Origin of the sequence: Actinomadura scrupuli, from assembly GCF_050971785.1 — a bacterium.
GTDB lineage: Bacteria > Actinomycetota > Actinomycetes > Streptosporangiales > Streptosporangiaceae > Actinomadura_E > Actinomadura_E scrupuli.
This window is the reverse complement of record NZ_JBPCCU010000001.1, coordinates 1,296,592-1,321,824: the sequence shown is the minus strand read 5'-3', so window position 1 is coordinate 1,321,824 and position 25,233 is coordinate 1,296,592. Positions and strand designations below refer to the sequence as shown.

Here is a 25,233-nt window from a genome sequence, read left to right as displayed (position 1 = left end):
CGGACCGTCCGGCCGTTACGGGGCGTGCGGGCCCTGCGGTCCGAAGGCGGTCAGGAACCGGTCGCGGAAGGTGTCCATCCGCCAGACCGGGGCGCGCGGAGCGGGCTTCAGGCCGTCCTGCCAGCCCCATCCGGAGATCCGGTCCAGGACGGTCTTGTCGTGGGCGACGATCGTGATCGGCACGTCCCGGTCGGCGTTGGCGCCGACGACGAGCGGGGCGGCCTGGTGGTCGCCGAGGAAGACGAGCACGAGGTCGTCGTCGCCGTAGGTCTCCACGTAGGAGATCAGGCTGTTCAGCGAGTACTCGATCGTGCGCCGGTACGCGGCGCGTACGCGGGTGGGGTCGCGCCAGGCGTTGCGCCACACGGTCCTCGGCGCGGCGCCGACTCTGGACTGGAGGTCGAAGACCGAGCCGTCGCCCACGCCGTGCCAGTCGACGAGCTGCCGGGGGGTGGGCGTCCAGGGCGAGTGGCTCGTGACGAGGGGCATCTCCGCCATGACCGGGGCGTGGCCCGGCGTCGCGCGCTCGAGGCGCTGGAAGGCCGACAGGGTGTACTGGTCCGGTGGGGTGCCCCAGTTGAAGGGCACTCCGCGATACCCGAGGTTGCGGCCGTCGTAGATCTTGTCGTAGCCGAAGAAGCCTCCCTCCGGCCACGCCCGCGTGTTGCCCGGCATGACCGCGACCGACCGCCAGCTCGCGCGCCGGAACGCGCCGTTGAGGGTCAGCCTGTCGCTCGCGACGAGGCTGCGGTAGCGCTGCTGGTTGTTGATCCACAGACCGGACAGCAGGGTCGCGTGGGCCAGCCAGCTCCCGCCGCCCGACGTCGGCGAGGTGAGGAAGGCGCTGCGGGAGGCGAACCCGGCGGCGCGCAGCCGGCGGGTCCCGTCGTCGAGCACCGCACCGACCTGCGACGCGTACTCCGGATCCTCGACCGCGTCGCGGCCGTAGCTCTCGACGAAGGCGAGGACGACGTCCTTGCCGCGCAGGCCGGTCAGCAGATCCTTGCCCGGGGTGTCACGGAAGGCGTCGACGGCGGCCTGCGCGGCGAACGCCTCCCGATCGTTCAGGTCCTCGCCCACCTGCCGCACGTGGCGATAGGCGAGGGCGCCCGCGCTCTTGGATGCGACCGGCACGCCCGGGACGATCTGCACGCCGAGCACGGCGGAGACGAGCCAGACGATCCCCAGCACCGCCACCGACCGGGTCGCCACGGTGTCGTGCCGGGCCACGAGCCGGGTCAGGCGCAGGACCGACAGCGTCATGAGGACGAGCACGGCGACGACGAGGACCACCACCGCGACCACGGTGCCGATCGCGCCGGCCCGGCCGACCGACGTGGTGAGAAACTCCACGCCGGCGCCGACGAAGGCCCAGTCGAGCATCGGGTCGAACGGCCGGGCGAGAGCCTCGAAGAAGCCCATGTCGAGGATCTTCACGATGACCAGCACACCGAGGCCCGCCCCGAGGAGTGCCGCCACCACCCGCCTCGCCCGCACCGGCAGGACGAGAAGGAGCGCGACGCCGAGCAGCCCCTCCACCGGGATGCGCACGAACGCCCCAGGTTTGAGGAGACCGACCTTCTCCGGCGCGAGGAGGGCGAACAGCACCAGCAGGCAGGCCAGTGCGGTGGTCAGCCACGCGAGGACGGGGCGCCTTCGCCGGGTGTCGCCGGCGGCGTCCGACGCCCCGTCCTCGTCCCCGGGGCTTTCCTCGGTGTCCCGGCGGTCGCCGGCACCTGGGGCGTCGTCGGTCGCGACGGTGCCGGCCGTGGCGTCCGCACCCGCGGCGTCGTCACCCGGCATGCTCTCCAGGCGGCCCTCGGTCGCCGGGCCGTCTTCCGCGGTCGCCTCCCCCTGAGCCGGCAGCCGACGAAGATGTGTCAAGAACGACAACCCGAACGCCCTTCCGCGCGAAGCCCCGCCATGTGGGCCGCCACCGCGAAAGCCGAAACGGCATGCGGACGAATCGGCGGCACCGACTGGGTGTACGGCCCACCGGCGGCGGCAGTTCAATCGTGGCCGGAGACCACCCGCCCGCGCCGCGGCGATGCCGTGAGCGCGCCGGACCTCAGTCCCACAACGCGCACTTGTGGTCGACGGCGAAGGTCGTGAACGGCGCGGTGCCCTGTGCGGTGAGCCGCTGCATCCGGGCCGAGCCGGAGGTGAACGCGGGCCACGCGGGGGTGCCCGGCCCGTTGGGGTTCCCGGTCCTGGCGAAGGTGGTCCAGTACGTGGTCATCTGGTCCGACAGCCGGAGTTGGCCGGCGGTCAGGCCGAGCGGCGGCGGCAGGCCCCGCACCGTGTCGAAGAGGTAGAGCACCTCCGCGGCGTGGTAGTCGCCCAGTGGCATGAGCGGGTCGGTGGCCGACAACGGCGGATCGGGATCGGCGAACTCGTAGGCGTACACCCTCTGCCCGGCGTTCGCCGCCGCGGCCTGGTCGGTGAGCAGCGCGGGGCAGGAGAAGAGGCCGTCGGTGAGCACCGCGGACAGCGCCAGGTCGGCGTCGTCGGCGGCCTTGGGCGGATAGGCGGCCCGCAGCTCCGGCGTGACCTCGCCCGCTCTGAGCCGGATCGCCGCCTCCAGGTCCGCGGCGTTCGCGCGGCGCAGCTTCAGCAGGTGGTACTGGAGCGCGACGAACAGCCTGCCCTCGTTCTTGTTGGTGCCCGAGATGAGCGGCACCTTGTTGTACCGTCCCGACGCCAGCGCGGTACGGGCGGGCTCCTTGATCACTTTGCCGTCGATCACCGGCGCCCAGGTGAGCCCGCCGACCGGGAGGACCTCCCCCGCGGCGGCCTGCAGATCCTTGAGCGGCTTGCCGCGCAGGCAGCTCACCGCCGTCTCCGGGACGGCGCAGCCGACCGCCTCGGCGAAGTCCCCGCTCCGCTCGTAGGCCGTGCTCGCCGGCACCGGCCCCAGGTCCGTGCCGGCGCAGCCGCCGCTCTCGGAGATGGCCCGGTGGAAAAGTCCCGCCGCCGTCGGTGAGATCAGCTGCATGCAGACGCTGTGGCCGCCCGCCGACTCGCCGAAGATGGTGACGTTGCCGGGGTCACCGCCGAACGCGCCGATGTTGTCGCGCACCCACCGCAGTCCGGCCTGCTGGTCGAGGAGGCCGTAGTCGCCGGTGGTGCCGGACTCCGCGGCCAGGCCGGACAGGGCCAGGAAGCCGAGCGGACCCACGCGGTAGTTCACCGTCACCACGATGACGCCGCCCTTGGTCACCATCGTCGTCGGGTCGTACATGCCACCCGAACCGGCGGTGTAGGCACCGCCGTGGATCCACACCATCACGGGCAGGTTCTTCGACTCGGCCGCCGGTGGGGTGTGGACGTTGAGCACCAGGCAGTCCTCGGCTCCGATCGGGAGCCCCGCCTGCGGGCACATCTCGCCCTGCCGCCGCGTGTCCCGTACGCCTGACCAGGGCGTCGCCGGTTGCGGCGGCCGGAAGCGCCGTTCCCCGGTGGGGGGCGCCGCGTACGGCACGCCCAGGAACCGGCGCCCGGCACCGTTGACGGTGCCGCGCAGGGTGCCGTTCCCGACCGTCACCAGCTCGCCCTGCGCCGCCGCCGACACCGAGGCCGAGGCGGGCATGACACCCACGACGAGCGCCATCGCGCAGAGTCCGAGCACAGCCCGAAAGAGACGCATCAGACACTCCTCGTCCACAGGGTCACTGGACGGTACGTGGCGGTGCGGTGGAACACTGCGCACCGATCGAAAAAAATTAATGAACAAATACTCACTCTGATGACAGCGGGTCGTGCATCATTTCGACCTGGGGGTACGAAGTTCGGCCGGACGCGGAGACAGCCAAATGGCGATCAGCAAGGGGTCGGGGCCAGATCACGGAGCAGGCGGCGGTGCGGACGAGATGACGGCCCTGCCGCTGGCCGGTGTGCGGGTCGTGGAGGTGGCCTCCCATGTGTTCGTTCCGATGGCCGGGGCGGTCCTCGCCGAGTGGGGTGCGGAGGTCATCAAGGTCGAGCACCCCGAGACGGGCGACCCGTACCGCGGGCTCGTCACGGCCGGCCTCCACAAGGTGCATCACGGCGTCGACGTCCAGTTCCAGGCGGCCAACCGGGGAAAGCGCTCGGTCGGCATCGACCTGAAGCACCCGGACGGGCGACGGCTGCTGTCCAGGCTGCTCGCGTCGGCGGACGTTTTCGTGACGAACCTGCGGCCTGCCGGCCGCAGGCACCTCCGTATCGACGTGGCGGACGCGCGGGCCGACAATCCGTCGATCATCTACGTGAGCGGGACCGCGTTCGGCCCCCGCGGGCCGGACGCGGGCCGGGGCGGATACGACGCCGGCGCCTACTGGGCGCGCAGCGGGATGCAGCAGATCTTCAGCGGGCCCGGCGACTCGTGGCCGGCGCCGCCCCCGCCCGCGTTCGGTGACGTGGTCGGCGCGCTCGGCATCGCCGCGGCCGTCGGTACCGCGCTGTATCGTCGCGCGGCCACGGGCGAGCCGTCCGTGATCGACGCCTCCCTGCTCGCAACGGGCATGTGGCAGGTCCAGATGGACCTGGTCAATGCCCGCATCGACCACCCCGGGACCGCCCGGCCCGCGCCGGACCGCTACGAGGCCCCGAACCCGTTGATGCTGGCCTACCGCACCGCCGACGACCGGTTCATCGTGCTGCAGATGCTCGCCCCCGACCGCAACTGGCCGGGCCTGTGCCAGGCGATCGGCCGGCCGGAGATGGCGGCCGACCCGCGCTTCGCCGACCTGGCCGCACGACGGCGGAACGCCCGGGCCTGCGTGGAGTGGCTCGACGGCGTCTTCGCCCAGCGGGACTTCGACGACTGGCGGCGGGTGCTGGCCGGCTTCGCGGGCGAGTGGGCCCCGTCGCTCCTGCCACACGAACCGGCGGACGACCCGCAGGTCCAGGCCAACGGCTACCTTGCCGAGGTCGACCTCGGCGGCGGCCGCTCGCTGCCCATGGTGGCCGCGCCCGTACAGTTCGACGGGCGACCCGGCCGGCCGGTGCGCGCCCCCGAGCACGGCGAGCACACCGAGGCCGTGCTGCTGGAGCTGGGCCTGTCCTGGGAGGAGCTCGGTGCGCTCAAGGACGACAAGGCCATCCCCTAGGGACGGCATGGAGGCGCCCGGCGGGGCCCGACGCTAGGGCCGGTGCGCGTACCGGGGGCCGCCGGCCATGAGGTGCTTGCGCACCAGCCCGTGCCAGCGGCGCTGCCGGTAGCGGAAGATCAGCCGCCCGATGAGCACCGTGAGCCCGGTGAAGGGGCCGGCGTCGATCTCGACGGTGTCGCTGTAGCGGCAGCGGTCCGGGCCGAGCGGTTCGGCGTGCAGCGTGTGGTTCCAGGTCCTGATCGGCCCGCCGTGCTCGTGCGAGCGCATGGTGCGGGTCGTGTCGTCGAGCGAGACCAGCCGCATCCTGTGCCGCCACAACGGGACGACGTGGAAGAGCGTGAGCCGGCCGCTGCCGTGTTCGGCCTGCCGGAACCTGCTGCTCCGGCCGGTCAGGGCGGGGAAGCCGAACAGCCCCCGGGTGACGTACAGGAACGAGCCCGGATACTGCATCGCGTCCCAGACCCGGTCGGCGCTGGTGGGCAGCTCGGTCTGGACGTGGATGGTCTTCATCGGTGACTCCCTCGGCTCTCTCCTCCTAGAATTGTGAGCAATCGCTCGATTTGCTGGCTACTCGCTTTTACGGAGGCCGGGTCGGTGACGTCCAGGCGGCTGCGGCCCCGCAAGGCTCCGCGTCAGGAGCGCGCAATCGAGACGCGGGCCCGCCTCCTCGCCGCGGCTGCTCGCGTTTTCTCCGAACACGGCTACTCCGCGGGCACCACCAACCGGATCGCCGAAGCCGCCGGCCACTCCATCGGCTCGCTCTACCAGTACTTCCCGAACAAGGACGCGATCCTGGCCGAGCTCGTCACCGCGCACGCCGAAGCGGGCATCGAGGCGATGACGCGGCGGCTGGACGCCGGGCTGCCGGACTCGCTGGAGGACAAGATCAGGCTGTTCGTACGGGTGGCCATGGACAACCATCGCGACGACCCGGCACTGCACCGGGTGCTGTTCGAGGAGGCTCCCCGCCCTCCCGAACTGCTCAGGATGCTGCACACCGCCGAGGAGCAGGCGATCGAGACCGCCCGCGGTCTGCTCGCGGCCGACCCGCAGGTGCGGGTCACGGATCTCGCGATGGCGGCACGCCTGGTCGTGAACTCGATCGAGTCGCTGGTGCACCGCTTCTATTCCTACGGCGAACCGGACGACGCCGGGCGGTTCGAGCACGAACTGGTCGCCATGCTCCACCACTACCTGACCGGCCGTGCGCCGGGAGCGCCGCGGTAGCCGGCCCTCGACCGTCCCGGGGGCGGCGGCCGCCCGCCGCTCGCCCGCTCCAGGCGACCCGGTTGCGGCAGATAGATGGTTGGCCATATTGTTGACAATCTCGTAGTGAATGATGCCATGCGGGCGATCGGCGGTGTCGCCGCCACGCACGGGAAACGGACGGGAATGTCGGCCAAGGGACCCCTGCTGGTCATCACCGCTCATCCAGGAGACTTCGTCTGGCGCGCCGGTGGGGCCATCGCACTGGCGACCCGGAGCGGGCAGCGCGCCGTGATCGCCTGCCTCAGTTTCGGCGAGCGCGGCGAGTCCGCCAGTCTGTGGCGCAAGGGGCACAGCCTGGACGAGGTCAAGGCGGTCCGGCGCGAGGAGGGCGAGAAGGCGGCCGGCGCGCTGGGCGCCGAGGTGGTCTTCTTCGACGCGGGCGACTACCCCCTGGTCGAGACGCCGGAGCTGACCCGGTCACTGGTCGGCCTGTACCGGAACCTGCAGCCGTCGGTCGTGCTGACCCACGCGCCGGACGACCCGTACAACATCGATCACCCCGTCGCCGGGGAGATCGCCCGCAGGACCCGGATCCTCGCCCAGGCCGCCGGGGTACCCGGTGACGGGGAGGTGATCGGCGCTCCCCCGGTGTTCTGCTTCGAGCCGCACCAGCCGGAGGTGTGCGGCTTCCGGCCCGACGTACTGCTGGACGTCACGCCGGTGTGGGAACAGAAGCTCGCGGCGATGCGCAGTCTCGGCGCGCAGGGCCACCTGGTGGAGTACTACAGCGATCTGGGCCGCCGGCGCGGGGTCCAGGCCAAGCGCAACAGCGGACCGAACCTGGGACTGCCCGTGGAGACGTTCGCCGAGGCGTACCAGCGGGTCTTCCCGCAGGTCACCTCAGAGCTGGGCTAGGAGGGCCGGCATGGCAGGGCACTTTGTCGTACGGAACGTGACACGCCCCGAGCCGGAGGTCGTACGGGGGCTGCGCGAGGCCGGCGTGGCCACGGTGCACGAGGCCCTGGGCCGTACGGGGCTCGTGGCGCCGGCCGTCAGCCCCCGGCTGGAGGGCGCGGTGATCGCGGGCCCCGCGATCACGGTGTCGTGCCATCCGGGTGACAACCTGATGATCCACGCGGCGGTGGAGATGTGCCGGGAGGGCGACGTCCTCGTGGTGACGACGACCTCTCCCTCCACCGACGGCATGTTCGGGGATCTGCTCGCGACCTCGCTGCTCGCCCGCGGAGTGGTCGGGCTGGTGACGGACGCGGGGGTGCGCGACATCGCCGCCCTGCGCGCGATGGGCTTCCCCGTCTGGGCGCGCGCCGTCTCCGCGCAGGGCACCGTCAAGGCCAGCCCGGGCTCGGTCAACGTGCCGGTGGTCTGCGGCGGCCAGGTGGTGCGGCCCGGCGACGTCGTGATCGCCGACGACGACGGGGTCGTGTGCGTGCCGGTCCGGTCGGCCCCCGGCGCGCTGGCCAGGGCGCGGGCCCGGATCGCGGCAGAGGAGGACAAGCGGGAGTCCTTCCGGTCCGGCGTGCTCGGCGTCGACATGTACGGCCTGCGCGAACTGCTGTCCCGGCTCGGGGTCAGCTATGTCGACGACCTGCCCGAGAGGGAAGCATGAAGCCGCACGTCGCCCTGCTCGGACTCGGTGAAGCCGGTTACGCGATCGCCCAGGGTCTCAGCGCACACGCGCACGTGACCGGCTTCGACCCGGCGTGGACGGAGCGCCCGGCCGGCTTCACCGTCACCGAGACCCCTGCCGAGGCCGTGGCGGGGGCACAGGTGATCATCGCGCTGACGGCGGCCGCCGATGCGCCCGGCGCGCTGAAATCCGCCCTCGGGCACACGGCGGACGGTGCGGCCTACCTCGATCTGTCCACCGGGAGCCCGGGCCTCAAGCGGGACCTGGCGGAGACCGCGACCGCGCACGGGCTGACCTTCGCCGAGGGAGTGCTGATGGCGCCCGTGCTCCGGCTGCTGGTGCGGACACCCGTCCTGGCCGCCGGCCCCGGGGCCGGGCGGGCCGCGGAGCTGCTGTCCGCCTGCGGGATGGACATCACCTCGCTCGGCGGGAAGGTCGGCGAGGCGGCGGCGCGGAAGCTGCTGCGCAGCATCGTGGTGAAGGGCCTGACCGCCCTGATGGTGGAGTCGTTGCGGGTCGCGGAGACCCAGGAGCTGGGGGAATGGTGTTACGACCACCTGGTCGGCACCCTGACCGAGCTCGACGGCGACGTGATCCGCGGGCTCCTCGGCGGCACCGCGCTGCACAGCGTACGGCGCGTGGCCGAGATGGAGGCGGCGGCCCAGATGGCCAGGGCGGCCGGAGAGCCCGCGACGATGACCCGGGCCACCGCCGAGGTCCTGAGGTCGGTGTCCGACCGGGGCGTTCCGCGGTGGGGGGCGGAGCCGTGACCACCATGGAGGAGATCGAGGACGTGGGGGTCCGGTGCATGCTGATGCGCGGCGGGACCTCGAAGGGGGCCTACTTCCTCGCGGAGGACCTGCCCGCGGAGGAGGACCGGCGCGATGATCTGCTGCTGCGGCTGATGGGCTCGCCCGACGCCCGGCAGATCGACGGGATCGGCGGGGGGCATCCGCTGACCAGCAAGGTCGCGGTGGTGTCGCGCTCGGCGGATCCGCACATCGACGTGGACTACCTGTTCCTGCAGGTGCAGGTCGCCGAGGCCCGGGTCTCCGCGCGGCAGACCTGCGGGAACATCCTGGCCGGCGTCGCGCCGTTCGCCCTCGAGCGCGGGCTGGTCCCGGTGGCCGGCGACACCACCGCCGTGCGCATCCGCATCGTCGACGGGGGCGTGGCCACCGCCACCGTGGACACCCGTGACGGCCGGGTGCGGTACGCGGGCGGCACGCTCATCTCGGGCGTGCCCTTCCCGTCCGCACCGGTGACCCTCTACTTCGAGGAGACGGAGGGGTCCACGTGCGGCGGTCTCCTGCCCACCGGATCGGTCCGGAACGACATCGCCGGGGTGGAGACGACCTGCGTCGACAACGGCATGCCCGTCGTGCTGATGGCCGCCGGGGCGTTCGGAGTGACGGGCTACGAGTCCCCCGCCGAGCTGGAGGGCGACGCGACGCTGAAGGCGAAGGTCGAGGAGATCCGCCTCCGGGCGGGGGAGCTCATGGGGCTGGGCGACGTGCGCACGACCACGGTGCCCAAGATGACCCTGGTGGCCGCCCCCCGCGACGGCGGCACCCTCTCGACCCGGACCTTCATCCCGCACCGGGTCCACACCTCCATCGGCGTCCTGGGAGCGGTCTCGGTCGCCACCGCCGTCCTCGTGCAGGGCTCGGTCGCCGCCGAGGTGGCCGCGCGCACGACGCCGGGAGACACCCTGCGGATCGAGCATCCGACCGGCCACTTCGACACCTCGGTCGAGGTGTCGGGGCACGGGACGGCCCTGCGCGTCCGCCGTTCGGGGGTGGTGCGCACCGCGCGCAAGCTGTTCGACGGCCGGGTCTGGCCGCGCCAGGACCACCCCCGGCCGTGAATCCGCAGTCCTGGGCACGCAGGCACCGTGAGCCGTCTGAGCACGGCAGCGGCCAAGAGGAGGTCCGATGCAGCCAGAAGCGTTCCGCGACATCGCCCATGTGGGATCGGTCGAGCTCTTCACCTCGGTACCGGAGGAGACCCGCGCCTTCTTCGTCGACCTGATGGGGATGAAGGAGGTCCACCGGGAAGGCGACTCGATCTACGTGCACTCCTGGGACGACTACGAGCGTTACACCGTGAAGATCACGGCCAGGGACCAGGCCGGCGTCGGCCGCACCTTCCTGCGGGCGGCCGGCCCGCAGGCCCTGCGGCGCCGGGTCGAGGCCGTCGAGGCGGCCGGCCTCGGCACGGGATGGAGCGAGTCGGAGTTCGGGCTCGGGCCCGTCTACCTCTGCACCGACCCGGACGGCCACGACCTCGGCCTGTACTACGAGACGGAGAGGTACGTCGCGACCGGGGAGCACCGGCCGTCGTTGAAGAACCAGGCTTCGGCCTTCCCCGGGAGGGGCGCGAACGTCCGGCGTCTGGACCACGTGAACTACCTCGCCGCCGACGTACCGGCCGCCTCCACCTTCATGACGGGCACGCTGGGCGCACGCGCCACCGAACAGATCGTCACCGACGACGGTGAGCCCGCCGCCATCTGGTACTCGGTCTGCAACAAGTCCTACGACCTCGTCTACACCGCCGACTGGCTCGGCGCGCGGGCACGCCTGCACCACGTGGCGTTCGCGACCGACACCCGGGAGGACATCCTGCGGGCCGCCGACGTCTTCCTCGAGGCGGGCATCCACATCGAGACCGGCCCGCACAAGCACGCCATCCAGCAGACGTTCTTCCTCTACGTCTGGGAGCCCGGCGGCAACCGCATCGAGCTGTGCAACGCCGGCGCCCGGCTGATCCTGGCCCCCGACTGGGAGGTCATCAGCTGGACGCAGGCGGAGCGCGCCAAGGGCCAGGCGTGGGGGCTGAAGACCATCGACACGTTCCACACCCACGGCACCCCCGTGATCACGTGATGCCCTGGTCCGCGGGCGACCCGGGTGAGCGCTTAAAGATCATGCGCATGTTCGGTACCTATAATGTTGACAACTTTCAGTCGCCGCTCCAGGCCGACCGACACGGGAGGAAGATCATGGGACCGGGCGATCCCCAGGATCTGGTCGTGAAGATCCGCCGCTCGGTGCTGGACGGGCACTTCACCGCCGGGCAGCGCCTCGTCGAGTCCGAGCTGTCCGACCTCTACCAGGTCAGCCGCTCCACCGTACGGCAGGCACTGCGCGAACTCGTCGCCGACGGCCTTGTCGAGGTGCAGCGCAACAAGGGCGCCCGCATCCGCGTGATCTCCACCGAGGAGGCCGTGGAGATCACGGAAGTACGGATGGTGCTCGAGGGCCTGCAGGCGGCGAAGGCCGCCGAGCGGGTGACGCCCGAGCAGGCCGAGCGGCTGCTCGCGATCAGGGAGGCGATGCGCGAGAAGGTGGCGGCACACGACCCGCTGGCCTACTCGGATCTCAACGCGTCACTGCACGCCCTCATCCAGGAGATCGCGGGGCAGGTGACCGCCCGCACCATCCTCACCCGGCTCCAGGGCCAGCTCGTCCGCCACCAGTTCCGGCTGTCGCTCCAGCCGGGGCGGCCCGCCGTCTCCCTCGGCCAGCACGAGAAGATCATCGACGCCATCGTCGCACGGGACCCGGACGGCGCGGAGGCCGCGATGCACGAGCACCTGCGCGACGTGATCACCCAGATCTCGGGTTCCGCGAAGCCCCACGCCGAGGCAGCGGTCCTGGCCAAGTCCTGAGGCCCCGGAACACCCGGACTCTCGTGCCTCCAGCTGAGCGGGGAAGCGTCACCGGCTCGCGTGGTGGTCGGCCCTAGGGCCAGCGGCGAGTGGTGCGCAGCAGACCCGAGGAGGTGACCAGCAGCGCCTCGTAGCCGTCGAGACCGTCGAGCCGGGCCAGCGACGCCGGGCCCTGCGCGGCGGCGGCGGCGGTGGCGTACACGTCGGCCCACAGCAGCTCCGGCCCGGCGACGGTGACCGCCCGCACCGACGTGGCCGGCCGGCGGGTGCGCGGATCGATGATGTGGGCACCGCGGTGGGCGGTGCCCGAGGTCGCCACCGCGCCGCCGGAGCGGGCCACGACCCGCATCACCCGGGCCGGGTCGTCCGGGTCCTCGATACCGATCCGCCACGGCGGCCGGCCGGCGGGTGCGTGCACCAGGACGTCACCGCCGGCGTTGACGCACCATCCGTACCCGTCCAGGCCCGCGAGGTGCCGGGCGGCGCGCTGCACCGCCCAGCCCTTGACCAGGCCGGACGGGTCGTACCGGGGGACGCCGGTGCGCGGGTCCGGCAGCCCACGCGGGTCGAACCAGCCACCGGTGCGCTCCCTCGCCTCCTCGCACAACGCCATCACCTCCGCCAGCGCGGGGTCGGCGTCGGCGAGGGCGAGCTCACCGCGCTCCCAGCGGGACAGGTCACTGTCGGCGCGGTAGGGGCTGAGCACGGCGTCGGCGTGGCACAGGTCGTCGAAGACTCCGGCGACGAGGTGCTCGACGTGCGCGTCGGACGGGTCGCCGCCGCGCACATGGATGCTGATCGGCAGGCCCATGATCTGCTCGACCCACGCCCGGCGCGGAACGGCGGTGGTCATGACAGGTGGGCGGCGTCGAGGGCGGCCTGCAGGGACTGCTTGTAGCCGTCGCTGGTGACGGTCGCGCCGGAGACGGTGTCGATGTCGGCGCTCTGGGAGGCCAGTGCCTCCTGATGCAGGACGGGCAGCGCATAGGCGTTGATCTCCTCGTCCCGGGGGTTGCCGTTCGGGTAGACCGGCACCGCGACATCCGTGATCTTTCCGCCGGTCACGGTGATGGTGACCTGCACCGGTCCCCAGCGGGTCTGCGCGACCGAGCCCTTGTAGGTGGTGGTGCCGCTCGGTGCGCCGCTCCCGCCGGCGGCCGTGCCGGTGGAGCCGCCCGGGGTCTCCGGGTTCCGGCCGGACGTGGCGCCCGCGCCGGCCGCCGTGCCGCCGCCCATGGTGCTGGTGCGATAGCTGAACAGCAGCACCAGCACCGCCACCGTGGACAACAGCCAGAGGGTGATCCGTCGCATCGTCACTTCCTTCGAATTACCAGGCGAACTGTTCGGTGTGCAGGTGATCGGCGCGGACCCCCGCGGTGCGCGCGGCGGCGCGCACCGCCTCGGTCCACGCGTCCGGACCGCAGACGTAGACGTGGGAACCGGCGATGGCGGGCGCGACTCGGCGCAGCGCCTCGACGTCGCCGTGGGCGGCCGATGTCAGCGGCAGCCACGAAGGCCGCGCGGAGCGCGGGCCGAACGCGTAGACCACCCGCACCCCGCGTTCCGCGGCCAGCCGGTCCAGCTCGCCGCGGAACGCCGCCTCCGCCTCGTTACGAGCCCGGTAGACCAGCGTGGCGTCGCCGGGGCGGTAGGGAAGATCCCACAGCAGGGCCAGCAACGGTGTGATGCCGATGCCGCACGCCAGCATCACCACCGGGCCGCCGGTGTACGTCTCGCCGGTCAGCCTCCCGTACGGCCCCTCGATGAGCGCCTTCGTCCCGGGCCGGAGGGACGCGATCCGGGCGCTGCCGTCGCCGAGATCCTTCACGGTGATACGGATGAGATCGCCACGATCGCCACGAGGGGGACCGGACAGCGAGTACGGGTGTGATCGCGACCAGCCGGGCCCGTCGAGAAAGCGCCACTGGAAGAACTGCCCCGCCCGGACCGGCAGCTTCTCCAGCCGGCGGCCCCGGAGATAGACCGAGGTCAGTCCGGGCCCCTCCGGCACGACGTGACTGACGGTCAGCCGGTACCGCCGGCTGCGCCAGGCGGGCAACCCGATGCGGTAGACCAGGACCGAGCCGGCCGACACCCCGTACACCGTCCACCAGTACGTCCTCGCCCACGCGGAACCGGCGAAGTCCGTGCCGGTCCACAGCTGGTGCGGGAGCGCGAGGCCCGCGCCGAGATAGCCGTAGAGGTGCAGCAGGTGCCAGGACTCGTACCGCAGCCGCCTCCGGGCGGCCCGCACCGACGTGACGACGACCATGACCAGCGCGGCGGTGCCGGCGGTGGCCAGCAGCATGCCCGGGTAGGAGACGATCAATTCCCATGCTTCCGCGAACACGTTGGCGTGGGTCGATCCGGCGTAACCGACCGTGATCAGCACAAGGTGGGCCAGCATCAGATGGAACGACGTGAACCCCGTCCACCGGTGCCAGCGGGCCAGGCGGTCCTGCCCGAACGCCCGCTCCACCAAGGGCACACGCGCCATCAGCAGCACCTGCACCAGCAGCAGATCCGACGCCCAGAGTCCGGTCAGCCGGCCGATCGCCGACACGGCGTCCGGGCCGCCGGCCAGTGCCTGCTGCACACCCCGCTCGCTCATCCAGAGCGCCGTCACGACCAGCAGGCTCAGCCCCGCGCCGGCACCGGCCGCGTCCGCCCACCAGCGAGGGGTCGGGCGCGGCCGGGCGACACCGGGCGAACGAGCCGATCGAGGCTCAGCGGGCCGGGACGCGGCTGTGGTCGTCATGCCCTCCACGATCGGCCCGGACGATGAAACCTACGATCACCTTCTCTGAAGGTTGCATGAGAAACCCGGCGCCCGCGGGCGGCCGTGGCCGGCAGGTCATCACCTGATCCTCCACAGCCCGATGTGGCCGTCGAAGCCGCCGGTGGCGAGAGTCGTGCCGTCCGGGCTGAACGCCACCGAGGTGAGGCCCCGCCCCGGGAGGGTGGCGGTGAGGCTGCCGGTGGCCACGTCCCACAACCTGACCGCGTTGTCGGAGCCGGTGCTTCCGCTGCTGGTGGCGAGAGTCCTGCCGTCGGGACTGAACGCCACCGCGAAGACGGCGCCGCTGCCGCCGCCGGTGAGAGTCCTGGTGGTACGGCCGGTCGCCACGTCCCACAGGCGAACCGTCTTGTCGGAACTGCCGGTGGCCAGGCTTCTGCCGTCCGGGCTGAACGCCACCGACAGGACGTAGTCGGCATGGCCGGTGAGGGTCGTGCCGATACGGCCGGTGGCCGAATCCCACAGCTGTGCCTTCCGGCCGGCGGCGCGGTTGCCGGCGCCGTTGCCGACGGTGGCCACGGTCCTGCCGTCGGGACTGAACGCCACATCGACGCCGGTGAGGGTTCTGGTGGTACGGCCGGTGGCCACGTCCCACAGCCGGACCGCCTTCTCGTAGCTGCCGGTGGCCACGGTCCTGCCGTCCGGGCTGAACACCACCGACACGCCGGCGAAGGTGGCGGTGACATGGCCGGTTCGGACATTCCACAGCCGCACGGTCTCGTTGTGGTAGGTGGCGGTGGCCAAGGTCCTGCCGTCCGGGCTGAACGCCACCGAGTCGACCGCGTCGTCATGGACGGTGCCGGCGAGCGTGGCCGCGAAGGTGGCGGTGGTGCGGCCGGTGGCCAGGTCCCACAGCCGTGCCGTCTTGTCGTAACCACCGGCGGAGGCGAGAGCCTTGCCATCCGGGCTGAACGCCACCGAGTCGACGTCACCGGAGTGCCCGGTCAGCGTGCGCTCCCTGCTGGGGGCGACCTGGTGAGCGGCCGGTGCGCCGGAGACGCCGGAGACGCTGGGAGAGATACGGGTGGCGCCAGGACGTGGCGAGGAGTCGAAGAGGACCACTCCGGCCGGAACGCCGACCGCCCCGGCCACGAGCACGGCGAGCAGCAGCCGGCGGCGGGTGGCTCCCGGCTTCGGAGCGGCGCGGATCGGGGGCGCCGTGGCGGCCTCCTGATCGGTCGGCCCGGTACCCGCGGCCGGGCCGGTCTCGGCGGGCCCGACCGTCCGCGGCCGGGCCTGCGGGCCGGTCCCCGGCCCGGTACCGCCGGTCCCCGGCCCGGTACCGCCGGTCTCCGGCTCGACTCCGCTGCCGTCCGGCTCGGCGGCGCCGGTCTCGGCGGGCGAGGCCGGGAGGCGGGGTCCCGGACCGGCGATGGTCGCCGGTGCCGTCGGCGGCCTGACCGGCGGAGCCGTCTCGGGTGGTGCCGTGTGCGTCTGCGGGGTCGCGGCGGCGGGCAGGGCACGGAGGGCCTCGCTGACCTGGGTGCCGGATGCGGGCCGGTCGCCGGGGTCCTTGGCGAGCAGGCGCAGCAGCAACTGTTCCAGTTCCGCCGGGACGTGCGGGCGTTCCGTGGTGAGCCGGGGCGGGGGTGCGGTGAGGTGCTGGTGCATCACGGCGGCCAGTGACGGGCCGGTGAAGGGCGGCCGGCCGGTCAGCAGGGCGTACAGGGTGCAGCCGAAGGAGTACAGGTCGGTGCGGGCATCGGCGGGCCTGCTCTCGTACTGCTCCGGAGCCATGTAGGCCGGTGTGCCCAGCAGCCTGCCGGGCTGGGTGAGCTGGGTGGTGGCGTCCGCGTAACGGGAGATCCCGAAGTCGCAGATCTTGACCCCGCCCTCGGTCAGCTTCATCAGGTTGGCGGGCTTGATGTCGCGATGCACCACGCCCTTGCGATGGGCGTAGGCCAGTGCCTCGGCCACCGGGCCCATCAGCGCCACCACCTGCTGGACCGGCAGCCCACCGGGGTCGCGGGTCAGCAGGGTGTTGAAGTCGGTGCCCTCCAGTAACTCCATCACGAAGAACGGATGCCCGTCGTGCTCTCCGATGTCGTGCACCACGGTGATGGCGGGATGCTGCAAGCCGCCCGCCGTCCTGGCCTCGTGACGCAGCCGGGCGATCAACGCCGGATCAGCGCCCAGGTCCGCCAGCACGACCTTGATCGCCACCCGCCGGCCCAATTCCTGATCGGCGGCCGACCACACCTCCCCCATGCCGCCCCGCCCCAGCCGGTCGGCCAGCCGGTACCTGCCGCCCAGCAGCACCCCAGGCTCCACCACGCCGCCTCTCTCAGCCACCCGCGGTCAAGACGAACTGGAGGGTGCTCCCCCGAATGCGACCCGACCAGAGCCTCTCAAAAAACGGCCCGTCCGTGCACCGGATCGGCGGCGAAGACCGCCACGCCGGTGGCCGCCTTCGCGGCCCGGCGGGATCACCGGCCATACGGACGATCGGCTACCGCCCGATCGTCCGAGCACGCCCGGGAGGGATCCGGATCCGCCGCCCGGTGGTGGATGCGCTGCCGCGCTGGACCGGGCCTCCGGCCGAACAGCACCACGAGGTGTCGGGCCAGGGCGAGCGCGGCGAGCAACGCCACGAGCGCGCACACTCCCGGCCATCCGGCCTGGCCGTAGGCGCGCACCCCGAGCCACGAGCCCGCGCTGCCGCCCAGGTAGGCACAGGTCATGTAGGCGGTGTTGAGCCTGCTGCGGGCGTCGGGACGCAGGGCGAGGACCCGTGCCTGGTTGGCGACCATGCCGGACTGCATCGCGACATCGAGCAGCAGCGTGCCGAGGATCAGGGCGGTGAGACCGGGCGCGCCGCCCGCGGCGCCTGCGGCGAGGACCACGGCCGAGACGAGGACCCCGAGCATGCAGACGAGGTTCACCGGATCGGGCCCCCGGCGGTCCACCAGGCGTCCGGCGAGCGGGGTGCAGAGCATGGTCGCCCCGCCGACCAGGGCGAGCAGGCCGACCGCCTGCGCGTCCAGGCCGTACGCCGGACCGGCGAGGAGGAGCGCCAGGCAGGTCCAGACGGCCGAGAACCCCGCGAAGATCGTCGCCTGGTAGAGGCAGGAACGGCGCAGGTCCGGCTCGGTGCGGAGCAGGCGCAGCGACTCGGCCAGCAGTGCCGGGTACGGCCGGCGCGAGGGCGGGGTCGTGACCGGCACCGCGAAGGCCAGGACCGCCGCGAGGACCAGGACCAGGACGGCGGCCACCAGGTACGGGGCCCGCCAACCCAGCCAGTCGCCGAGCGACCCGCTGAAGGTGCGGGCCAGCAGCATGCCGCCGATCGACCCGCTCAGCAGGGTGCCCATCACGGCTCCGCGGCGATCGGCGGCCACGAGCCCGGCCGCCAGCGGGGCGACGACCTGCGCGGCCACGGTGGTGACACCGACGAGGACGCTCGCGGCGACGAGCGGCGCGAGGGCGGGTGCGCAGCCCGCGGCGAGCAGGCCCGCGCCGGTCAGAGCGAGCAGGGTGACGAGGAACGTGCGATGCGGGAGCCGGTCGCCGAGCGGCACCAGCAGGAAGATCCCGGCGGCGTAGCCGACCTGGGTGGCGGTCACCACCAGCGCGGCGGAATCGGGTGACACCCCCAGCCCGGCGGCGACCAGCGGGCTTACCGCCTGCGGGAAGTAGATGTTGCCCACGGCCACGGCGCAGGTCACGGCCAGGATCAGGACCATCCGGCGGCTCATCTCGGCCCACCGGCCCGCCCGCGCCGCGTGCCGGGCCTGTGCGGATCGCCGTGCCATGGAATCGCAGGTGTCATGCCTCGAAGTCCACGGCACCGGCGTTCCGCCGCCAATCGATGTAGCGTACGGCTTAATGATCGACTTTGTGCTCGGCGTCGAGGACCTCGCGGACACGCGCTTCGCCGTCTCGCCCCTGAACGAGACCATGCTCAGCCTGCGGGTGCTGCAAGACCCGGGCCTGTCCGCGTTGCACCTCCCGTGGCGCAGGTCCGTTCTTGGTGGGCTCGGCGCGCTCGACAGCGGTCTGCTGATGTCCCTGGTCGGGGACACCCGCGCCCTCCCCGACTTCCTGACCCCGCGCCCCGCGAGCTTCGCCCCGGCCTTCGAGGAAGAACTCGCCCGCGTCCGCCGGGCCGCTCCCGATCTGGTCCGCCGCGACCTGCGGGCCGCGCACGCGCCGGGCTCGCTCCCCGAAGCCCTCCGGGACGCCACCGCCGCCGATGACGCGTCCGTCGTCGGGCTCCGCGATGCCCTCTGCGAGCTCCTGCGGCAGTACTGGGAGCTCGCCGTCCGGCCGATATGGCCGCAGGTCCAGCTGCTGCTGGAGGCCGACATGACCTACCGTGCGCGGCAGCTGGCCATCGGAGGCGCTCGCCTGCTGTTCTCCGACATGCACCCGAATCTGGAGTGGCGGAACGGCGTGCTGCACATCGACCAGATGATCGGCCGGCACCGCGTCGCGGCGTCCGGCCGAGGGCTGCTGCTCGTGCCATCGGTGTTCGCCCACAAACCCACGCCCCCGATCAGCCCGGAGGAACCGCCGCTGCTGGTGTATCCCAGCCGTGGCGTGGCCACGCTGTGGGCCCCGGCGCCGGCCACCGACGCGCCCGCGCTCGCGTCGCTGCTCGGCGTGCCGAGAGCGAGGCTGCTCCACCTCCTCGATGAGCCGCTGGCCACGGTGGAGCTCGCCCGCCGCCTGAGGGTGACCCCGAGTGCGGTGTCCCAGCACCTGCGCGTGCTGTACGCCACGGGCCTGGTCACCCGGGCTCGCAGCGGACGGCAGGTCCTGTACCGCCGCAGCCCTCTCGGCGACCGGTTGGCCGGCCGGCGTGAGCCCGTCGTCACCCCGGCTGGTCCCGGGCTCGGCGCAGCCGCCGGACCGGAGGCGTCAGCAGCAGGGCCGCGCAGACCGCGAAGCTGACGCCGGTGGAGACGAACAGCAGGTCCCGGGGGTCGACGAGGTCCGAGACCGGCCCCACCAGCGCCTGGCCGACGGCGACGCCGGCCACCGATCCGGCCACCTCGTAGGCGGTGACCCGGTTGAGGACGTCGGCGGCGACCTGCGTCTGCACGCTCGTCGACCACATCACCGACCAGAACGCCCAGGCCGCCCCGCCCAGCAGATGACCCGCCATCAGCAGCGGCAACGGCAGTTCCAGCGCCACCGACAGCGGGATGAACGCGAACGCGGACATGGCCACGCCGCCGGCGGCGAGCGGTCGCGACGGCCGGAACCGGATCGCGACCAGCCCGCCGAGGACGGTGCCGGCGCCGAAGCCGGCCATCACCCAGCCGTAGGCGGCCTCGCCGAGCCGGTCACCGATCAGGCGGGAGCTCAGCGGAATGTACGGGCCGAAGACCAGGACGCCGAAGAACACCCACATGAGGATCACCGACCACATCCAGCTGCGGGAGCGGAACTCCGTCCAGCCGCGGCGCAGGTCGAGCATGACCGTCGAGCGCTCCCTGGCCCCGGCGGCCGGGGCGAGCCGGATGAAGGCCAGGCACAGGCCGCTGAGCAGGAAGGTCGCCGCGTCGACGGCGTAGACGGCGCCCGCGCCGGTCAGCACCATCAGCAGGCCCGCGAGGACGGGCCCGCCGAGCTGGGTGGCCGCGTCGGCGATCTTGAGGGTGCCGTTGGCGCGCTGCGGATCCCCAGCGACGAGGGGCACCATGCCGTTGACGCCGGGCTGGAACATCGCGGCGGCCGTCCCGGACAGGAACGAGGCGGACAGCAGCAGCCACAGCGGCGGGGTCCCGGTGAAGAAGGCGACGGCCACCGTGGTCTGGGTGAAGATCCGTACGACGTCCGCGCCGACCATCATGGTCCGGGCGCCCAGCCGGTCGGCGAACACCCCGCCGAACAACACGAAGATCACGAATGGAGCGGTCCAGACGGACAGCACATAGCCGACGCCGGACACCCCGTAGATCGCGCCGACGGCCAGTGCCGCCGCGACGGGCATCATCGCGTCACCGAGCAGCGACACCACCCGGGCGGTGAAATACAGTGCGAAGTCCTTGGTCCAAAGCCTGGCCGACGCGGTGAGGGATTCTTCGCGGCCGAGAAGTGCGGTCATTTCCTGAGCTCCATGGGCACCATTTTCGACACCCTCTAAAGCCGGCCGCAGGCGTCCACAATGACATCATCAGGTACATTCGTGCCATGAGCCACCGCGTGGTCACCCTGGTGAGCCCGCCCCAGGAGATGTACCCGGTGACCAGTGCCTCCGCCGTCTTCGGCTACCACGGCCCGGACATCCCCCGGCACTACGACTTCGCGCTCTGCGCCGAGCGTCCGGGGCCGGTCCGGACGACCATGGGCGTGGACATGATCGTCGAGCGCGGGCTGGAGGCCCTCGCCGAGGCCGACACCCTGCTCATCTCCGGCTGGTGCGCGGACTGGGAGATCTCCCCCGAGCTCGGCACGGCGGTCCTCGCGGCCCACACCCGCGGCACGCGGATCATGGCCATCTGCTCGGGGATCTACATCCCGGCGAGCCTCGGCCTCCTGGACGGCCGCACCGCCGCCACCCACTGGGAGCTGACCGCCGAACTCGCCGCCCGCTTCCCGCGGGTCCGGCCCGACGCGTCCGTGCTCTACGTGGATCACGGTGACGTGGCGACGGCCGGCGCCTCGGCCACGACCGTCGACCTCTGCCTGAACCAGGTGCGGCGCGACCACGGCGCGGCCCTGGCGATGCGGATCGGCCGGCAGCTGGCGGCCGCCCCGCACCGGGAGGGCTGCCAGCGCCAGTACCCCGAGCTGCCGACCACCGGCCCGGTCCCCGACTCGCTCGCCCCGCTGCTCGACTGGATCACCGCCAACCTGGACCGGCCGCTGACGGTCGAGGACATGGCGGCCCGCTCCGGCGTTTCCCGCCGTACCCTCAGCCGTCACTTCACCGACCAGCTCGGCGTCTCCCCCGGCCGCTGGCTGCTCGACCGCCGCATGGCCAGCACCCGCGCCCTCCTCGAGGAGACCGACCTCCCCGTCGAGACGATCGCCCGGCGCGTCGGCCTGTCCTCGGCGGTGAACCTGCGCCGCCGCTTCCACTCCGCGCTGAACACCACGCCCGCCGCCTACCGGCGCTCCTTCCGCTGACCCCGGCCGGATCCGGCCGTGGCCCGCGGCAAGGGCCGGCTCACGGGCCGGGGCCGAGCGTGACGTCCGCGCCGACGCCGTCGGCGGCCACCACGGACAGCACCGTCGCCATCAGCTGGGGGAACCGGGTGTCGAGGTCATCGCGGCGCAGCTGGACGAAGCAGCGGGTGCCTTCCTGACGGGTGCGGGTGATGCCCGAGTTCCGCAGCACCTTCAGATGGTGACTCAAGGTGGATTTGGCGACCGGTGCCCGCAGCTCACCCCAGCCGCGTTCCCGGCCGTCGGCCAGCAGCCGTACGAGCCCGAGCCGGATGGGGTCGGAGAGGGCGGCCAGCACGCGGGTGATCGTGATCTCGCTCAGGTCGGGGTGGTGAGGATCCTTCACGCCTGCATGCTAGCTTCATTTGATATTCAACGAACATCGAACAACGGAGGTTGTCGTGACCATGTCAGACCCGGTGACCAGCCACTTCGCCGACCAGGTCGTGATCGTGACCGGAGCCGGTTCGGGCATCGGACGTGCCACTGCGGCGGCGTTCGCCGACGCGGGAGCGCACGTCCTGGGGGTCGGCCGCCGGGCGGACGCCCTCGCCGCGACCGCCGCGCACCATCCGGCCATCGTGGCGTTTCCCGCCGACCTCAGCCAGGACGGTGGGCCGGCGGCGGTCGTCCAGGCCGCCCTCGACCGGTGGGGCCGCGTCGACGTCCTGGTCAACAACGCCGGGATGTTCACCGCGATGCCGCTGGGCGAGGTCACCGCCACCCGCGTCGCCGAGGTGCTGGCCATCAACGTCACCGCTCCCAGCCTGCTGGCGAGCGCGGCGTTGCCGTATCTGAAGGTCTCCCGTGGGGCGATCGTCAACGTCTCCAGCACCTTCGGGCACCGGCCCGCGGCCGGCGCCGGCCACTACGGCGCGTCCAAGGCCGCACTCGAGCATCTGACCCGCAGCTGGGCGCTGGAGCTGGCGCCCGACCGGGTCCGGGTCAACGCCGTCGCCCCCGGCCCGACCGAGAGCGAGGCCCTGACCGCCGCCGGCCTCCCGAGCGCCGTGATCGACCAGATCAAGGCCGACGAGGCGGCGCGAATCCCGCTGGGCCGCCGCGGTGACCCCGCCGAGGTCGCCGCGTGGATCCTGCGGCTCGCCGACGCGCACACCGCCTGGCTCACCGGGCAGGTCCTCACCGTCGACGGCGGACTCGAACTGACCTGAGCGGCAGAACGGATCCCCGTCCCGGATCCGGTGGCAGGGCCCGGAGGCCGCGCCGGGACGAGTCAGGCGCTCCCCGAGGGACGGCGCAGTTCGCTCCGCCGGAAGACCTCGGTGACGTCACAGGAATCGACCGGAACGGCGGCCGCCGCGAGGGCCTGCGCCTTGAACGCCCGCGCGGCCGCGCTCAGCCGGTGCCGTATCGGGTCGACGCCGTCGCCGAGGTCCGCCGGCCAGCGGTCACCCCAGAGCCGCACCTCGACCAGCCTTGCGTCGAGCGCGTCGAGCACCATCCGCCGGACTCGTTCGTCGGAGCCGTACAGATCGGTGCCGACCGCGATGGCCTGCGGCTGCGGGCGCCGGACCGGTGACGCCAGCGTGCGCTCCAGGTCGACGGCGCGGGCTCCGAGGATCCGCAACGGCCGGGAATCGGCGCGGTCCGCGGTGAGCACCGTGACGTCCCACCCGGCCATCACCCGGTCGAACAGCCAGCCGCCCGCGAACCGCACCACGTCCACCATGCTGGGCGTGACGACCACCAGCCGGTGCCTCAGGGGGTGTCTGAGGGCGGGGCGAACTGCCGGGCGAGCGATCCGGTGTACTCCTTGAAGACATCGGTCAGCGGAATCGAAGGGTCGAGCAGCCATGATGTCTCTATCCCGTTGAGAAAGGCGACGATCTCCACCGCCTTGACGGCCGGATCCAGGTCGGCGCGGTACCTGCCTGCGCGTTGGCCCCGCCGGATCAGATGCGCCACGGTGTCGACCGCGGCCCGGTACCTGCCGAGAACGCGTCCGTGCAGCGGGGCATCGGGGTTGAGGTTCTCCGTGAGGAGGACGATGAACATGCCGACCAGATCGGGTGCCCGCTGGAACCGCTCCGGGACTCTTTCGAGTTGCTCGAGGATGTCGCCCGACCGGTCGGCATGGGTGTCGTCGTAGGCGTCGCGGGCGTCGAGAACCGCGTGGAGCAACTGCTCCTTGGACTCGAAGTGATGCAGCAGGCCCGCCGGGCTGACCCCGGCCTCCCGGGCGATCTGCCCGAGCGTCGTGCCCCGCCATCCGTTCCACGTCAGCAACCGCTGCGCCGCGGCCAGGATCCGCTGCCTGCGGTCCTCGCCCTTCGCGAGGAGCGCGGCATAGGGCCGTTGATCGGACATCTGACTCCCTTCAACCAACCTACTGAATTTATATTAGGTTGGTTACAGACCTGTGACAAGGGTCACATGAACGTCAACCGGCGTGCGTCGAGCCGCCGGGTCAAGAGGGCCGATCGCGCCGCGCCTGAGATCCCGCCGCGGAGCGGCCGGGGGCAGGACGGCCGCCCGGGCTCAGGACGGCCGACCCGGGTGCCGGCGGGTCACCAGCCCGGCCGCCCCTTGCCCGACACCAGCGACCGGGCGATGACCAGGCGCTGGATGTCGTTGGTCCCCTCACCGATGGCCATCAGCGGGGCGTCCCGGTACAGCCGTTCGACGATGAACTCCGCCGAGTAGCCGTAGCCGCCGTGGATGCGCATCGACTCCAGCGCGCACTTGATGGCGACCTCCGAGGCGTACATCTTGGCCATGCCCGCTTCGAGGTCGACCCGGCCGCCGGTCGCCTCGGCCCTGGCCGCCGCCCAGTAGGTGAGCAGCCGGGCGGCCTGGATCTCGGTGGCCATGTCGGCGAGCTTCAGCTGGATGGCCTGGAAGTCGGCGATCGGCCGGCCGAACGCCTCCCGGTCACGCGAGTAGCCGAGGGCCGCCTCGTACGCCGCCTGTGCCACCCCGACGGCCCGGGCGGCGATGTTGATCCGGCCCATCTCCAGCCCGCCCAGGACCTGCTGGAGCCCGCGGCCCTCCGCGCCGCCCAGGAGGTTCTCCACCGGCACCCGCACCTCGTCGAGGACGAGTTCGCAGGTCTCCGGTCCCTTGTACCCGAGCTTGGGCAGGTCCCGGGTGACGGTGAAGCCGGGCCAGGAGGTCTCCACGAGCAGCACCGACATCGCCTCGTGGGCCCGCTCCGCCCGCCCGGTCTTCACCAGGACGGGCAGGAGGCCTGCGACCCGGGCGTTGGTGATCCAGGTCTTGGTCCCCGACACCACGTAGTGGTCGCCGTCCCGGACCGCCATCGTCTCGATCCCCTGCAGGTCGGTTCCCGCACCCGGTTCGGTCAGCGCGATCCCCGACCGCAGCTCGCCGCTCGCCATCGCGGGCAGATACCGCTCCTTCTGCGCGGACGTGCCGTTGCGCGCGATCATCAGGCAGGCGACCGAGTGCGGGCCGATCAGCCCGGCCGCGCCCAGCCAGGCTCGGGCGATCTCCTCGAAGGCCAGGGCGTAGGAGACCCGGTCGGCGGAGAGCCCGCCGTACTCCTCGGGCACGTTCAGACCGAACAGCCCGAGTTCCCGCAGCCGTTCGACGATCTCCGTCGGGTACCGGCCGGTCCGTTCCCACTCGGGGGCGACCGGCACGATCTCCTTGTCGGCGAAGTCCCGGAGAGTCTGCTGGAACAGCCGCTGTTCGTCACTGAGCTCGAAGTCCACCC

General features: G+C 72.4%; 24 protein-coding genes. 11 read left to right on the top strand and 13 right to left on the bottom strand.

Translation table 11 applies throughout. The annotated features are described in order from the left end of the window. Positions 1-15: 15 nt before the first annotated feature. On the bottom strand, positions 16-1,884 hold the full coding sequence (locus tag ACRYCC_RS06115) for an alkaline phosphatase family protein (protein WP_433809537.1): 1,869 nt from the start codon (positions 1,882-1,884) through the stop codon (positions 16-18). Positions 1,885-2,068: 184 nt separating this feature from the next. Next, positions 2,069-3,646, bottom strand: a complete 1,578-nt coding sequence (locus ACRYCC_RS06110; RefSeq protein ID WP_433809535.1) for a carboxylesterase/lipase family protein — start codon at positions 3,644-3,646, stop codon at positions 2,069-2,071. A 166-nt stretch (positions 3,647-3,812) separates the two neighbouring features. Here ACRYCC_RS06110 and ACRYCC_RS06105 point away from each other — a divergent pair, with 166 nt between their 5' ends. Beyond that, the gene (locus tag ACRYCC_RS06105) at positions 3,813-5,090 is read left to right on the top strand and encodes a CaiB/BaiF CoA transferase family protein (protein ID WP_433809533.1); all 1,278 of its coding nucleotides are present in this window, start codon (positions 3,813-3,815) and stop codon (positions 5,088-5,090) included. Between the two features lie 33 nt (positions 5,091-5,123). On the opposite strand, the gene ACRYCC_RS06100 is transcribed toward ACRYCC_RS06105, so the two are convergent. After that, positions 5,124-5,603, bottom strand: a complete 480-nt coding sequence (locus tag ACRYCC_RS06100) for an SRPBCC family protein (protein WP_433809531.1) — start codon at positions 5,601-5,603, stop codon at positions 5,124-5,126. Between the two features lie 84 nt (positions 5,604-5,687). Here ACRYCC_RS06100 and ACRYCC_RS06095 point away from each other — a divergent pair, with 84 nt between their 5' ends. From ACRYCC_RS06095 to ACRYCC_RS06065, 7 genes are all read left to right on the top strand, one after another. After that, positions 5,688-6,320, top strand: a complete 633-nt coding sequence (locus ACRYCC_RS06095) for a TetR/AcrR family transcriptional regulator (RefSeq protein WP_433809529.1) — start codon at positions 5,688-5,690, stop codon at positions 6,318-6,320. Between the two features lie 105 nt (positions 6,321-6,425). Beyond that, positions 6,426-7,217: a PIG-L deacetylase family protein gene (locus tag ACRYCC_RS06090; protein ID WP_433809527.1), complete on the top strand. Its 792-nt coding sequence runs from the start codon at positions 6,426-6,428 to the stop codon at positions 7,215-7,217. A 10-nt stretch (positions 7,218-7,227) separates the two neighbouring features. After that, positions 7,228-7,929 (top strand): 4-carboxy-4-hydroxy-2-oxoadipate aldolase/oxaloacetate decarboxylase, encoded by a 702-nt coding sequence (locus ACRYCC_RS06085; protein ID WP_433809526.1) that lies wholly within the window; start codon positions 7,228-7,230, stop codon positions 7,927-7,929. Beyond that, positions 7,926-8,720: a DUF1932 domain-containing protein gene (locus ACRYCC_RS06080; protein ID WP_433809524.1), complete on the top strand. Its 795-nt coding sequence runs from the start codon at positions 7,926-7,928 to the stop codon at positions 8,718-8,720. Before ACRYCC_RS06085 ends, ACRYCC_RS06080 begins: the two co-directional genes overlap by 4 nt. A 5-nt stretch (positions 8,721-8,725) precedes the next feature. Then, entirely contained in the window at positions 8,726-9,817 is a 1,092-nt protein-coding gene (locus tag ACRYCC_RS06075) for a 4-oxalomesaconate tautomerase (RefSeq protein ID WP_433809920.1), read from the top strand. 67 nt (positions 9,818-9,884) lie between these two features. Further along, positions 9,885-10,838, top strand: a complete 954-nt coding sequence (locus ACRYCC_RS06070; RefSeq protein WP_433809522.1) for a VOC family protein — start codon at positions 9,885-9,887, stop codon at positions 10,836-10,838. Between the two features lie 116 nt (positions 10,839-10,954). Next, positions 10,955-11,623, top strand: a complete 669-nt coding sequence (locus ACRYCC_RS06065) for a GntR family transcriptional regulator (protein ID WP_433809521.1) — start codon at positions 10,955-10,957, stop codon at positions 11,621-11,623. A 73-nt stretch (positions 11,624-11,696) separates the two neighbouring features. Here the strand turns inward: ACRYCC_RS06065 and ACRYCC_RS06060 are convergent, their stop codons facing one another. The 5 genes from ACRYCC_RS06060 to ACRYCC_RS06040 form a co-directional block, all read right to left on the bottom strand. Next, complete coding sequence (locus ACRYCC_RS06060; protein WP_433809519.1) at positions 11,697-12,476, bottom strand: FAD:protein FMN transferase; 780 nt, start codon at positions 12,474-12,476, stop codon at positions 11,697-11,699. Then, on the bottom strand, positions 12,473-12,934 hold the full coding sequence (locus ACRYCC_RS06055; protein WP_433809517.1) for an FMN-binding protein: 462 nt from the start codon (positions 12,932-12,934) through the stop codon (positions 12,473-12,475). The genes ACRYCC_RS06060 and ACRYCC_RS06055 overlap by 4 nt, the downstream gene beginning before the upstream one ends. 16 nt (positions 12,935-12,950) lie before the next feature. Then, the gene (locus tag ACRYCC_RS06050) at positions 12,951-14,381 is read right to left on the bottom strand and encodes a ferredoxin reductase family protein (RefSeq protein ID WP_433809515.1); all 1,431 of its coding nucleotides are present in this window, start codon (positions 14,379-14,381) and stop codon (positions 12,951-12,953) included. 99 nt (positions 14,382-14,480) lie between these two features. Continuing rightward, positions 14,481-16,694, bottom strand: a complete 2,214-nt coding sequence (locus ACRYCC_RS06045) for a WD40 repeat domain-containing serine/threonine protein kinase (protein WP_433809513.1) — start codon at positions 16,692-16,694, stop codon at positions 14,481-14,483. A gap of 152 nt (positions 16,695-16,846) precedes the next feature. After that, entirely contained in the window at positions 16,847-18,172 is a 1,326-nt protein-coding gene (locus tag ACRYCC_RS06040; RefSeq protein WP_433809511.1) for an MFS transporter, read from the bottom strand. A gap of 73 nt (positions 18,173-18,245) precedes the next feature. Between ACRYCC_RS06040 and ACRYCC_RS06035 the strand changes: the two genes are divergently transcribed. Beyond that, positions 18,246-19,313, top strand: a complete 1,068-nt coding sequence (locus tag ACRYCC_RS06035; protein WP_433809509.1) for an ArsR/SmtB family transcription factor — start codon at positions 18,246-18,248, stop codon at positions 19,311-19,313. Here ACRYCC_RS06035 and ACRYCC_RS06030 read toward each other — a convergent pair. Further along, positions 19,234-20,472, bottom strand: a complete 1,239-nt coding sequence (locus tag ACRYCC_RS06030) for an MFS transporter (RefSeq protein ID WP_433809507.1) — start codon at positions 20,470-20,472, stop codon at positions 19,234-19,236. The two genes, ACRYCC_RS06035 and ACRYCC_RS06030, sit on opposite strands and share 80 nt — an antisense overlap. 86 nt (positions 20,473-20,558) lie before the next feature. Between ACRYCC_RS06030 and ACRYCC_RS06025 the strand changes: the two genes are divergently transcribed. Next, on the top strand, positions 20,559-21,497 hold the full coding sequence (locus ACRYCC_RS06025) for a GlxA family transcriptional regulator (RefSeq protein WP_433809505.1): 939 nt from the start codon (positions 20,559-20,561) through the stop codon (positions 21,495-21,497). Between the two features lie 40 nt (positions 21,498-21,537). Here the strand turns inward: ACRYCC_RS06025 and ACRYCC_RS06020 are convergent, their stop codons facing one another. Further along, entirely contained in the window at positions 21,538-21,882 is a 345-nt protein-coding gene (locus ACRYCC_RS06020) for an ArsR/SmtB family transcription factor (RefSeq protein WP_433809503.1), read from the bottom strand. A gap of 61 nt (positions 21,883-21,943) precedes the next feature. On the opposite strand from ACRYCC_RS06020, the gene ACRYCC_RS06015 reads away from it, so the two are divergent. Beyond that, a complete protein-coding gene (locus ACRYCC_RS06015; protein WP_433809919.1) occupies positions 21,944-22,708 on the top strand; it encodes an SDR family NAD(P)-dependent oxidoreductase in 765 nt (254 codons plus the stop codon). A 62-nt stretch (positions 22,709-22,770) separates the two neighbouring features. On the opposite strand, the gene ACRYCC_RS06010 is transcribed toward ACRYCC_RS06015, so the two are convergent. The 3 genes from ACRYCC_RS06010 to ACRYCC_RS06000 form a co-directional block, all read right to left on the bottom strand. Then, on the bottom strand, positions 22,771-23,244 hold the full coding sequence (locus ACRYCC_RS06010) for a hypothetical protein (protein ID WP_433809501.1): 474 nt from the start codon (positions 23,242-23,244) through the stop codon (positions 22,771-22,773). 11 nt (positions 23,245-23,255) lie between these two features. After that, positions 23,256-23,864, bottom strand: a complete 609-nt coding sequence (locus ACRYCC_RS06005) for a TetR/AcrR family transcriptional regulator (RefSeq protein ID WP_433809499.1) — start codon at positions 23,862-23,864, stop codon at positions 23,256-23,258. Positions 23,865-24,064: 200 nt separating this feature from the next. Further along, positions 24,065-25,231, bottom strand: coding sequence for an acyl-CoA dehydrogenase family protein (locus ACRYCC_RS06000; RefSeq protein ID WP_433809497.1), 1,167 nt, complete (start codon positions 25,229-25,231; stop codon positions 24,065-24,067). Between the last annotated feature and the right edge of the window lie 2 nt (positions 25,232-25,233).

Excerpts from the sequence above, each read along its gene's own strand:
- ACRYCC_RS06110 (WP_433809535.1), bottom strand. The coding sequence starts at position 3,646 with ATGCGTCTCTTTCGGGCTGTGCTCGGACTCTGCGCGATGGCGCTCGTC.
- ACRYCC_RS06105 (WP_433809533.1), top strand. The coding sequence starts at position 3,813 with ATGGCGATCAGCAAGGGGTCGGGGCCAGATCACGGAGCAGGCGGCGGT.
- ACRYCC_RS06100 (WP_433809531.1), bottom strand. The coding sequence starts at position 5,603 with ATGAAGACCATCCACGTCCAGACCGAGCTGCCCACCAGCGCCGACCGG.
- ACRYCC_RS06085 (WP_433809526.1), top strand. The coding sequence starts at position 7,228 with ATGGCAGGGCACTTTGTCGTACGGAACGTGACACGCCCCGAGCCGGAG.
- ACRYCC_RS06080 (WP_433809524.1), top strand. The coding sequence starts at position 7,926 with ATGAAGCCGCACGTCGCCCTGCTCGGACTCGGTGAAGCCGGTTACGCG.
- ACRYCC_RS06075 (WP_433809920.1), top strand. The coding sequence starts at position 8,726 with ATGGAGGAGATCGAGGACGTGGGGGTCCGGTGCATGCTGATGCGCGGC.
- ACRYCC_RS06070 (WP_433809522.1), top strand. The coding sequence starts at position 9,885 with ATGCAGCCAGAAGCGTTCCGCGACATCGCCCATGTGGGATCGGTCGAG.
- ACRYCC_RS06065 (WP_433809521.1), top strand. The coding sequence starts at position 10,955 with ATGGGACCGGGCGATCCCCAGGATCTGGTCGTGAAGATCCGCCGCTCG.
- ACRYCC_RS06060 (WP_433809519.1), bottom strand. The coding sequence starts at position 12,476 with ATGACCACCGCCGTTCCGCGCCGGGCGTGGGTCGAGCAGATCATGGGC.
- ACRYCC_RS06055 (WP_433809517.1), bottom strand. The coding sequence starts at position 12,934 with ATGCGACGGATCACCCTCTGGCTGTTGTCCACGGTGGCGGTGCTGGTG.
- ACRYCC_RS06050 (WP_433809515.1), bottom strand. The coding sequence starts at position 14,381 with ATGACGACCACAGCCGCGTCCCGGCCCGCTGAGCCTCGATCGGCTCGT.
- ACRYCC_RS06040 (WP_433809511.1), bottom strand. The coding sequence starts at position 18,172 with ATGGCACGGCGATCCGCACAGGCCCGGCACGCGGCGCGGGCGGGCCGG.
- ACRYCC_RS06035 (WP_433809509.1), top strand. The coding sequence starts at position 18,246 with ATGATCGACTTTGTGCTCGGCGTCGAGGACCTCGCGGACACGCGCTTC.
- ACRYCC_RS06030 (WP_433809507.1), bottom strand. The coding sequence starts at position 20,472 with ATGACCGCACTTCTCGGCCGCGAAGAATCCCTCACCGCGTCGGCCAGG.
- ACRYCC_RS06025 (WP_433809505.1), top strand. The coding sequence starts at position 20,559 with ATGAGCCACCGCGTGGTCACCCTGGTGAGCCCGCCCCAGGAGATGTAC.
- ACRYCC_RS06015 (WP_433809919.1), top strand. The coding sequence starts at position 21,944 with ATGTCAGACCCGGTGACCAGCCACTTCGCCGACCAGGTCGTGATCGTG.
- ACRYCC_RS06005 (WP_433809499.1), bottom strand. The coding sequence starts at position 23,864 with ATGTCCGATCAACGGCCCTATGCCGCGCTCCTCGCGAAGGGCGAGGAC.